General features: G+C 74.6%; 10 protein-coding genes. All 10 read right to left on the bottom strand.

Translation table 11 applies throughout. The features are described 5' to 3' along the window. Positions 1-39: 39 nt before the first annotated feature. Complete coding sequence (locus ACV7NM_RS34455) at positions 40-201, bottom strand: hypothetical protein (protein ID WP_463414346.1); 162 nt, start codon at positions 199-201, stop codon at positions 40-42. Positions 202-259: 58 nt separating this feature from the next. Beyond that, entirely contained in the window at positions 260-1,495 is a 1,236-nt protein-coding gene (locus tag ACV7NM_RS34450) for a saccharopine dehydrogenase C-terminal domain-containing protein (RefSeq protein WP_463414345.1), read from the bottom strand. Next, the gene (locus ACV7NM_RS34445; RefSeq protein WP_463414344.1) at positions 1,485-2,546 is read right to left on the bottom strand and encodes a saccharopine dehydrogenase; all 1,062 of its coding nucleotides are present in this window, start codon (positions 2,544-2,546) and stop codon (positions 1,485-1,487) included. Before ACV7NM_RS34445 ends, ACV7NM_RS34450 begins: the two co-directional genes overlap by 11 nt. Before the next feature lie 113 nt (positions 2,547-2,659). Further along, positions 2,660-3,793 carry a cytochrome P450 gene (locus ACV7NM_RS34440; protein ID WP_463414343.1) on the bottom strand — a complete coding sequence of 378 codons (1,134 nt, stop codon included), beginning with the start codon at positions 3,791-3,793 and terminating at the stop codon, positions 2,660-2,662. Between the two features lie 33 nt (positions 3,794-3,826). Beyond that, positions 3,827-5,014: an acyl-CoA dehydrogenase family protein gene (locus ACV7NM_RS34435; protein ID WP_463414482.1), complete on the bottom strand. Its 1,188-nt coding sequence runs from the start codon at positions 5,012-5,014 to the stop codon at positions 3,827-3,829. A 17-nt stretch (positions 5,015-5,031) separates the two neighbouring features. Continuing rightward, positions 5,032-7,383: an iron-containing redox enzyme family protein gene (locus tag ACV7NM_RS34430; protein WP_463414342.1), complete on the bottom strand. Its 2,352-nt coding sequence runs from the start codon at positions 7,381-7,383 to the stop codon at positions 5,032-5,034. A 1-nt stretch (position 7,384) separates the two neighbouring features. Further along, positions 7,385-8,350, bottom strand: coding sequence for a 3-oxoacyl-ACP synthase (locus ACV7NM_RS34425; protein ID WP_463414341.1), 966 nt, complete (start codon positions 8,348-8,350; stop codon positions 7,385-7,387). Next, on the bottom strand, positions 8,347-9,255 hold the full coding sequence (locus ACV7NM_RS34420; protein ID WP_463414340.1) for an isocitrate lyase/PEP mutase family protein: 909 nt from the start codon (positions 9,253-9,255) through the stop codon (positions 8,347-8,349). The genes ACV7NM_RS34425 and ACV7NM_RS34420 overlap by 4 nt, the downstream gene beginning before the upstream one ends. 28 nt (positions 9,256-9,283) lie before the next feature. Next, positions 9,284-10,108 carry a thioesterase II family protein gene (locus tag ACV7NM_RS34415; RefSeq protein ID WP_463414339.1) on the bottom strand — a complete coding sequence of 275 codons (825 nt, stop codon included), beginning with the start codon at positions 10,106-10,108 and terminating at the stop codon, positions 9,284-9,286. Positions 10,109-10,181: 73 nt separating this feature from the next. Continuing rightward, positions 10,182-10,478, bottom strand: a complete 297-nt coding sequence (locus ACV7NM_RS34410; protein WP_463414338.1) for a hypothetical protein — start codon at positions 10,476-10,478, stop codon at positions 10,182-10,184. Positions 10,479-10,527: the final 49 nt, after the last annotated feature.

The raw sequence follows: 10,527 nt of genomic DNA, 5'->3' as shown, positions 1-10,527 counted from the left end.
GTACGGGCGGTACGAGCGGTACGGGTCGGGCGGTGCGGCTCAGGCGGTCCGGGTCCGGCGGTCGCGTACGGCGACGGGGCCGGCCAGGGTCGCGAGCAGGGAGCAGGCCCCGACCAGCGGCCACACGAGGGCGTTGGGGACGGAGTGGGCGAGTTCCACGAACGTCTGCGCGCCGGACTCGGTGGTCTCCTTGCCGGTCACCGAGGTGAAAACCCGGAAGGCGTCGGTGAGGACGAATGCTTCGGGTGGGGTGGCGAGGTCATGCCGTGGCTCCTGACGGGGTGGCGGAGGTGGTCCCGGCGGCCGGGGCGGTGCCTGCGGCCGGGGCGGTGCTTTCCGCGTACGTACCGCCGAGGCCCCGGGCGGCGAGGAAGGAGAGCCGGCGGTCGGTCTCGGCGGGTCCTTCGGCGGCGCGGACCAGGCCCGCGGGCAGGGCGCCGGCCAGGACGCGGGTCACTCCGTGGGCGACGGGCAGGGAGACGCAGCGGGCCATCGCGGACTCGGCCTCGGTCCCGGTGACGTCGAGGAGGTGGGAGCCCTGCCAGTGCGCGCCGTCGGCGGTGCGCAGGTCCAGGGCGACGGAGAGGACCACGCGGTCCCGGTCGTCGGCGGTGGTGGGGTGACGGGCGGCGAGTTCGGCGGCCAGGGCGCGGACGGCGGCGGGGTCTTCGGCGGCGACGGTCTCGAAGACCTCCTTCCAGGCGGTGCGCCAGCCCGCGTTGCGCAGGGTGCCGCGGACGAAGGTCTCGGGCTTCCAGTGGTCGGGGATGCCGTACTGCGCGACGAAGGGGACGCTGTCGCGGTTGGGGTAGACCTCGAAGTCCTCCCCCGCGAGGGTCCGGGTGCGGGTCGCCTCCCAGGGGCGGGGGACGGTCACCTCCGCACCGCCCTCGATGTACCGGGCCGGGGACCCGAGGGCGGCGAGCACCCCGTACGGGGCCCAGCTGAAGCGGTAGCGGAAGGCGTTGGGCACCGCCGGGACGCCTCCGCAGTAGGAGGTGAACCGGGCGGTCGCCGGTGCTTCGCCGACGGCCCGGCGGCCCCGCGCCACCAGGTCGTGGGCCAGCAGGTGGTCGATGCCGGGATCGAGTCCGTCCTCGGTGAGTACGACCGTACGGGTCGTGTTCGCCGCGTCCGCGGCGAGTTCGGCGAGCTCCGGGGAGACGTAGCTGGTGCAGGCGAAGTGGGCGCCGCGTTCGAGGGCCAGGCGCAGCAGCGGGGCGTGTTCGGCGGCCGGGAGCATGGAGACGATGACGTCGCCCGGGGCCGCCTCGGCCGCGAGGGCGGCCGGGGCGGAGGGGGTGAGGGCGCGCACTTCGGCGCGTCCGGTCAGGCCGAGCGCGTCCAGTCGGGCGGCGGCTCGCTCGGTGGTGCGGTCCCACAGGACGACGCGGGCGGCGCTGTCGCAGACGAGGGAGAGGCCGGAGCGGCCGGTGGACAGGCCGGTGCCTATCCAGTGGACGGTGCCGGAGGCGGCTGTCGCGTCATCGGACATGGTGGGTCTCCTGGGCCTGGACGGCCGTCTCGAAGGTGTGCAGGGCTCGGGACCAGACGCCGTCCCACTCGGCCAGGCGCGCCAGGTGCGGGGCGAGTTCGGCGGAGAAGGCGGTGCTGGCCTCGACGGGGAGGAGCGAGGGCAGGTTGTCGATGGCGATGAGGTCGAGGCGGGGGGTGTCGGCGCGCAGGGCGCGGACGGGCTCGTCCCAGGTGGTGGTCTCGTCGTAGACGGGCAGCACGTTGCGGTCGGAGGTGACGTCGCAGGTGACGTCGGAGACGAGGGACAACCGGCGGGCCGGGTCGTCGAGATCGGCCTTGGTGAGGAACGGCGGCACGGGGTCGGTGGTCAGCACGGTGTTGACGAGGACGTCGTGGGCGAGGAGGGCCGCGCGGTCGAGCGCGCGGGTCTCGGCCAGGTCCCAGCGGGTGGGGGTGAGGCCGGCCGTGGTCAGGGCGTCGCAGGCGCCTCGGCCGCTGCGGCCGAGGGCGCCGATGACGAGGGCGGTGGTCGTGTCCTCGGGGGCGGCGGCCGCGAGGAGGGCGTCCAGGGCGGGGCGGTCCGTGGGGCGCAGGGGGGCGGCCAGTCGCCCGCGGCGGTGCAGGACGGCGAGGGCCGCGCCGACGTAGCCGGCCCAGTAGCCGAAGGCGGCGACGCGGCGGCCGCGGTCGTCGGTGAGGTACTCCATGTCGAGGAGGGCGCCGCCGCCGGCGGTGAAGCGGGAGAGTAGGTCGGCCGCGCCGGCCTGCCCCTTGTAGGCGTGGCCGAAGTAGACGTGCCGGTGGCGCAGCGGGGTGCGGGCGTCGGGGAGTTCCTTCAGGCCCAGGACGTAGGCGTCGTCGGGGGCCTGTTCGTGCCAGGAGGCGGTGGGGGCGCTCGCGCAGCCCGCGGCGGTGTAGTCGGCGAGGGGGAAGACGCGCTGGTCGCTGGCTTCGACGGTGATGCGCAGGCCTTGGGCGACGAGGTGGCCGGCGTCGGCGGGGGTGAGGGGCGCGCGGCGTTCGGTGGGGCGGGCCTCGTGCCGCATCCAGAGGTGAGTGCTGTCCGACATCTTACGTTTTGTCCTATCGGGAGGCATGGGGGTGGGAGGCCCCCGGCCATTGCTCTGTGACGGGGGTGCGGTGTGACGGGGGTTGCGGTCCGGTGGTCGGGTGCCCGGTGGGCTCAGATCAGCGGGATGCGGGCGTTCGCCAGGGGGCGGTAGGCCGGGGTCGAGGGGAAGGTGGACGGGGAGAAGCCTGCCGCGAGGAGTTCGGTGACGACGGCGGTGGCGAGGGCCACGGCGAGCGCTTCGCCCGGGCAGCGGTGGGCGGACGCCCCGAAGGTGAAGACCGCCGGATTCACCCGGCCGGGGTGCAGCGCGTGCGGGTCCGGGTTGACGGCGGGGTCCCGGTTGGCGGCGGCGAGGACGACCAGCACCTGCCCCCCGGGCTCCACCTTCGAGTCGGCGTGGACGAAGGGTTCGGCGGCGAAGCGGCGGGTGTTCTGGATCGGGGCGTCGTACCGGACCACCTCGCGCACCAGTGCCTCGATGTCGGCCCGGGCCGCGGCGGACGCCCCGCGGGCGAGGGCGACCAGGGTGTTGCCGATCAGGCCGGCGGTGGCGTCGTAGGTCTGGGACAGGAACCCGACGGCGTTGGAGAGCAGCGGGGCGCGGTGCGGCCACGACGCCCGGTCGGCGGCGCGGACCAGCTCGGCGAGGAGCCCGTCGCCCCGCTCCGTGAGACCGGGTGCCAGCAGCTCGCGCAGCCGGGCCGCCGCCGTGGCCGCCGCCTCCTGCTGCGCGGGGGTCGCGGTCGCGGGGATGCACTGGACGAAGTCGCCGATGGCGCGGGCGGCCTCCCGGTCGGCGCCGTCCGTCAGGCCGCTGAGCGAGGCGACGACCCGGGCGGGGACGGCGAACATCAGCTCCTCGTAGGGGACGTCGCCGCCCGCCGCCAGGGCCTCCCGGGTGAACTCCCGGGCCAGAGCGGCCGCGTGGCCGGTGTCGGCGCGGGCCAGGGCGTCGACCACCACCGCCTTGAGCCGGCCCTGCGTCGTACCGTCGGTCATGCGCACCAGGTCGCCGAAGACCTCGCCCGCCGCGGTCCCGTCGATCCCGGCGGGGACCGGCTCGGCCGGCGGCCGCACCCGCAGCGCGTCGCCGGCCAGCACCGCCCGTACGGCGGCCGCGTCGGCGGCCACCCAGGCCCCGAGCGCCTCGTCGTAGGCGAACGGGCGCTCGGCCACCAGGGCCGCGTAGAAGGGGTAGGGGTCCGGGAGGCGGACCGCCTCGATCGGTGTGGTGGTGCTGGTCACGTCCTGCTCCTTGCCGGGGTGAACACGTACGGGTCAGGCTGCCGCTCGGGCGGCGCGGCGCATGTCGAGCGAGCCGGCGATGGCCATCCGCAGCACCTCCGAGGCGCCCTCGTAGATGCGCAGCGACCGGATCTGCCGGTACAGCCGCTCGGTGACGGCGCCTTGGACGACGCCCGCCGCGCCGAGCAGTTGCACGGCGGAGTCCACCACGCCCTGGGCGGCCTCGGTGGCGTGGACCTTGGCGATGTTGGAGTGCCGGGCGAACCGGCGGTTGCCCCGGTCGGTCTCCCAGGCGGCGCGCGCCACCAGCAGCGCGGAGGCGTTCAGTCGCACCTCCATGTCGGCCAGGGACGCCTTGACGAGCTGGAGGTCGAACAGGGTCTGCCCGTAGGCCTCCCGCTCCCGGGTGTGCGCGAGGGCGGTGTCGAAGGCGCGGCGGGCGAAGCCGATGGCGGCCGCGCCGACGGTGGTGCGAAAGCGCTCCAGCAGGTCCACGGCGACCACGAACCCCCGTCCGGGCCGCCCCAGTACGGCGTCGGCGGGCAGCCGGCAGTCCTCGAAGACCAGGTGGGCGAAGGAGCGCGGGGCGATGGCGTCGATCCGCTCGGCCCGCAGGCCGGGGGTGTCGGCGGGGACGAGGAACGCGGAGAGCCCGAGCGCTCCGGGGCCCTGGCCGGTGCGGGCGATGACGACGAACAGGTCCGCGATGGTGCCGTTGGCGATCCAGGCCTTGCGCCCGTTGAGGACGTACGAGCCGTCCGACGCGTCCCGGACGGCCTCCAGGCCGACGGCGGCCACGTCCGAACCGGCCTCCCGTTCGGAGACGGCGAAGGCGCCGATCGTGGTCCCGGCGGCCATCCCCGGCAGGTGGCGGCGCTGTTGGGCCTCGCTGCCGAAGCGCAGCAGGGGTGTGGCGGCCAGTGCCTGGATGGAGTACGCGAAGTCGGCCAGGTCCTCGGCGTAGGCGAGGGCCTCGCGGCGCAGGCACACGGCGCGCAGGTCCTCCGCGGGGCCGGCCGCGGGGTCGAGCGCGGCCAGCCAGCCCGCGTCGCCGAGGGTGCGCACCAGTCGGCGGCCCGCGGCGTCGGGGTCCAGGTCCCGGACCTCCTCCCACAGCACGCGGTTGCTGTCGCACCAGGTCCCGGCGGTTGTGGCGAGGCGGCGGTGGCCGTCGTCGTAGAAGGGGAGGTCGAGGACCTCGGGGTCGAAACTCGTCGTCAGTTCCACGGCGGGGCTCCTCAGATGACCAGGTCGGCGGCGGCCGGGGCGGTGGTGGGACCGGCCTGCGCCGAGCGCACCCGTTTGACCAGGGCGTGTTCGACGAAGTAGGCGAAGGAGGCGTAGCCGCGCCAGACGCGGCGCCACGCGTGCCGGACGGCTTCCCCGCCCGAGGCCCGGCGGACGTCGTCCAGGTGGGCGACGACGATCTCGGCCGACTGGCGGGCGTGGCCCGCCGAGAAGTTGTCGATCGACAGGTGCGCTTCCTCGTAGGAGATGTCGAGGCCGTGGCGGCGCAGTTTCTGGATCTCGTGCAGGCGCATCGCGCCGAGGCCGAACATCTCGATGCCCAGGTTGTAGCCGAGGATCTCGTCGTAGAGGGTGTCGGGGAAGAGCGAGAGACACACCTGGTGGACGGAGAAGCCGTACAGGTGGTCGGGCAGGTCGCCCTGGTCGAGGAAGGCGTCCTGGCGGATGTGCGGCAGGTCCATGTCCATGCCGGCGAGGACCCTGTGGATGATCGTGATGTGGTTCTTCGCCATGTCGCCGCGGCCCATCTCGTCGGCGTAGATGGAGAAGAGCATGTCGTCGGCGCGCCGGCCGCGACGGCCGAGGTTGGCGACGCGGTGGGCCCAGGTGCCGTCGATGAGGCTGCCGAGCGCGTAGGTCGACTGCTCGAAGATGACCTGGTCGCGATCGGGGATCTCGGTGAGCGGCTCGTACGGGTCGACGAGCTTGTCCCAGTAGATCCGCTCGACGCGTTCCAGCAGCGCCTCGGGGGTGTAGTCGAAGTACTCGGCGTTGGTCAGCAGGCCCCCGGCGCCGTGCGTGAAGAGCAGTTCGGCGTCGGCGAGGCCGGATTCGGCGCGGGCCCGGGCCAGGGGCAGGACGTTCGGGTAGCGCTCGAAGTTGACGAGTCGGTGGAAGAAGGCGCGGTCGTCGGGGGCCGGGGCGGCCTCGCGGACCACCAGAGCCGCGGGGCGGGCGGCGGCGAGGCGGGCGCTCCAGTGGCGGGCGGCTTCGTCCCCGGCGGTTTCGGGACCGCTGAGGGGTCCGGCGGGCTCCCCGGCGGCGATGGAGCGGGTCCAGGCGGTGAAGACGGCCGCCTCGCGCTCGTCGAAGATGCCGAACATGGGGCCGCCGAACTTGATGGACTTCAGGAAGCGGCAGGGACCGCCGTCACGGGCGGGGCGCACTTGGCGGGCGGTGCGGAACTCCGCGACGAAGGCCGCGGCGTCGAGGTGTTCGTCGTCCAGCCAGTCGGTGAGCTTGCGGGTGCCGAGGCGGACGGCGCGGTGCTGGCGGCCGGCGTGCGGGGCGTGCCGGGCGACGATCGCGGCGACCTTGTCGTCCAGCGACAGCCCTTCCTGTCGGCGGGCCAGTGCGGTCAGCGCCTCGGTGTGCTCGCGTTCCAGCCGGACGAGCAGGCGTACGGCCGCCACGGCGCGGCGGCGGTCCTCGGGCCCGGTCGGGGAGTGCGCGGTGAAGGCGAGGTACTCGGCCAGCAGGGGCCGTACGTCGTCCTCCGCCAGCATGGGCTCGCCGCCGAGGAGGAGTTCGTCCACGCCGAGTGCGTGGGCGGCGTAGTGGACGCCGACCACCTCGGGCAGGAAGGCGGCGGGCAGGCGGGAGAGGGCCACGCGGAAGGCGGCGTGCAGGGCGGTGAGCGGGCGGGCCCCGGTGTCGCGCAGGAAGCCGGCGGCCTCGACCTCGGGCAGGTACACGCCGTGCCCGGCCAGGGTCCGGCGGCGGCGGGCGAGCTGACCGGCTTCGGCGGTGCCCTGGCCCTGGAGCAGCCAGTGCTGGCCGAAGAGGCGGCCGACGATCTCGGCGGGCTGGGTGGCGGCCTGGGAGACGGTGTCCAGCCAGCAGCCGCCGGTCAGCGCGAGGGGGGCCCGTTGGCGCAGGACGGCGGCGCGGATCTCGGGGTCCTCGTGGTCGCGCAGGGGGCCGAGGGCGGCGGCGAGTTCGGCGCGGGCGGCCAGGACATCGGCGGCGACGGCGTCGGCGTCGGCGTCGGTGAAGGCATCGGCGTCGGTGAAGGCATCGGCGTCGGTGAAGGCATCGGCGTCGGGGCCTTGGGCGTCCGGGGCCTGGATGTCCGAAGCGTGTACGTCCCCGGCCTGTGCCTCCGGTGTCAGGAACGCGGTGAGGACGCGGCGGGCGGCGAGGAGAGCGCTCTCACTCTCCTGGTCGGCGAGCAGGCGGCGGAACAGCTCGGCGGGCGCGGCGGCGGTGATCCGCTCGGCCTCGGCGAGGGCGGCCGGACTCGCCTCGACGGGCCCGGCGGGCAACGAGGTGGTCAGGTCGGGGAGCGGGAAGGCGGGCGCGGGGCGGGTGCGGGCGCTGTCGATGGAGGGCGCGGTGGTCATCTCAGTTCTCCCCCCGGTCCGGGGTGACGGACGCGGGCCCCCGCAGCAGGACGCCGACGCGGGAGCCGGGGACGCTTGAGGCCAGCAGGTAGTGGCCGCCGGGGCGGAGCTCCCCGGCACCGTGGCGGTCGACGAGGTTGATCAGCGGATCGGCGGCGAAGCAGTGGCCGAAGCGGGTGATGTTGTCGAGGTGGAGCTGCTGTCGGGTGAAGCCGGCCTGGCGTTCCTTGAGGGCTATGAGGGGCTTGAAGAGGTTGGGGTGCAACAGGCCGTCGATCTCGTCGAGCTTCATCCCGACGGCGTCGAGGATGCGCCGGTTGACGGCGCGGGCGAGCTCCGAGCTGATCTCGTGGGACCAGTCGAGGGAGGTGGGGTCCTGGGCGGCGGCGCCGGCGAGGATCTCGTAGGTGTCCGCGCCGAGGCGCTCGGCGGAGATCAGGCAGGAGGCGGAGCCGTCGCTGAAGAGGGCGAAGTTCTCCATGCGCACGGATTCGTCGGTGACCCGGTCGGTGGTGACGACCAGGACCCGGCGGTGGGTTCCGGCGGCGACGAGGGCGTGCGCGGTGCGGATGCCCGTGAGGAGGTTGGTGCAGCGGTTGAGGGTGAGGCCGGTGACGGCGGCGTCGACCAGGCCGATGCCGTTCATCACCTTCTCGACGAAGCCGCCGTGGGTGCGCGGGCCACCGGGGAAGCGGGTGGAGCACAGGATCAGACAGTCGATGCCGGCCGGGTCGACGCCCGCCGCCGCCACGGTCGCGCGGGCGCTCTCGACGGCGAGGGCCTCCAGGCTCTTGGCGGTCCTGCGGATGCTGCCCCAGCCCCACAGCTCGGCCCGTGGCGCCATCTTGAACTGGCGGGCCCGTTCGGGGAGGTTGACGATGCTCGTGTGGTCGGCGACCTGTTCGCCGAGCACGTAGCGCGGCGCGGACAGGTGGACGGCGGGTAAGGCCGCGGGAGGAAGGCTCACGGTGCCGGATCGCTCTCTCGGTCGTCGGACGGGACGGTCGGGACGGTCGGGACGGCGGCGGCCAGCAGGGCGTTGGCCTCCGCGTACGGGAGGGCGTCGGCGCCGAAGCCGAAGGTGCCGTGCTCGCCGATCTCGCGGGCGGCCCGGGTGAGGGCGCCGAGGGCGGCGCGGGACAGGGCGGAGCCGGTGCTGATCCGGCGTACGCCGAGGGCTCCGAGGTCGGCGACGGACAGTTTCAGCGCGCCGCCCATCAGGACGTTGACGGGGCGGGAGACTGCGGAGCAGACGGCCCGGATCGCCTCGGCGTCGGGCAGGGCGGGGGCGTAGAGCACGTCGGCGCCGGCGGCCTCGTAGGCCTGGAGACGGCGGATGGTGTCGTCGAGGTCGGGGCGGCCCTGGAAGAAGTTCTCGGCGCGGGCGGTGACGGTGAAGGGGAAGTCGAGCCCCTTCGCCGCCTCGACGGCCGCCTCGACGCGCTCCACCGCTTCGCCGAGGGGGCGTACGGGGTCCTCGTCGCGGCCGGTGGAGTCCTCGATGGAGCCGCCGACCAGACCGGCGGCGGCGGCCAGCCGGATGGTCTCGGCGATGTCCTCGGGGCGCTCGCCGAAGCCGCTCTCCAGGTCGGCGGTGACGGGCAGGCCCGTGGCGTCGACGATCGCGGCGGCGTTGGCGAGGAGTTCGGCGCGGCCCACCTGGTTGGCCCCGTCGGGGCGGCCGAGGCTGTGGGCGAGTCCGGCGCCGGTGGTGGCGAGGGCGGCGAAGCCGAAGGAGGCGAGGATGCGGGCGGTTCCGGCGTCCCAGGGGTTGGGGACGACGAACGGGCCGGGGCCGTCGTGCAGGTCGCGGAAGGCGACGGCACGGGCGTACTGGGATCGGGGGTGGTGGGCGTCGGTGCTGTGGTTCACGGTGTCCTCGCTGGTGCTCGGCCTGCGGTCAGATCAGCTCAACGTACTCATCCCGGGCGGGCGTCGCGGCTTCCCGGCGGGCGCCGCGGGCCAGTGGGCGCAGTACGTCGGTGACGGTGTGGGGCCGGCCCTCGAAGTAGAAGTGGCCTCCGTCGACCCAGTGGCGGGCCGGCTCTCCCGGGCATTCGCGGGCCCAGGGGGCGAGGGAGGCGGTGGTGACGTGCGGGTCGTCGATGCCGTTGAGCAGGGTGAGCGGCACCCGCAGCGGCCCGGCGGGGCGGTACTCGTAGCCGGCGACCATCGCGAAGTCGGCCTTCAGGTGGGGCAGGAGCAGTTCCTGCATGGCCTCGTCCTGGAGCACCTCGGGCGGAAGCCCGCCGAAGAAGCCGACGGCCTCGGTGAACCGGCGGCCTTCCAGCCGGGCCGCCTCGACCACGCGGGGGGTGGGCAACAGGGAGGGGGCGGAGCAGCCGGAGGCCACGAGGGCGGCGAGGCCGGGTACGCCGTCGAGGCGGCGGGCGACCTCGAAGGCGAGGGCCGCGCCGAAGCTGTGGCCGAAGAGGACGAAGGGCCGGTCGGGGGCCGCGTCGAGGGCGATGGCGAGGGCGGCTCCGTCCGCCAGTTCGGCGACGGTGGCGGCGGCGGGCTCACGGAAGCGGTGGCCCCTGCCGGGTGGGCAGACGGCGAGTATCCGGGCGTCGTCGCCCATGCCGTCCTGCCAGTCGAGGAAGGTACGCGGGTTGCCGCCGGCGTGCGGGAAGCAGTAGACGCGGGGGCGGGCGTCGGCGCGGTCGGCGGCGGGGGTGGCGCCGGGCGCGGTCTCGGAGGTCAGGAACCAGGGGGACGCAGCCACGAAGATCAGCCATTCCTTTGCCGGTCGGGCGGGGTGGGAGGGGAGGAAGCGCAGGACGGGATGCCGGTGGGGGTCAGTTCCAGCCAACGTCACCCGGGTTGGCGGGCTGGGGGGCGGGCGTGGTGCCGGGCTTCGGGTTGTTCCAGCCGACGTCACCGGCGCCATCTGCGAGGACGTGGGGGGTCGTGTGGTTCCAGCCGACGTCACCGAGGCGCAGGTGGGTGTCGGACGCGTCGGCCAGGGCGCCCTGGGCGACGCCGGTGGCGACCGTTCCCAGTGCGAGGGCGAGTCCGGCGGCGGCCAGAAGCACTCGTCCGCGGATTCCGGAAACACGGCCGGCCTCACCGGTAACCATCTGGTTCTTCGTCATTTCCCCAGCCCCTCAGTCGTTTTCGCCTTTTGGCCATTCCTGGAAACGG

The organism is Streptomyces sp. Tek67B01 (genome assembly GCF_055231995.1).
Note: the sequence above shows the minus strand (reverse complement) of the source record. Positions and strands in the feature narration are given on the sequence as shown.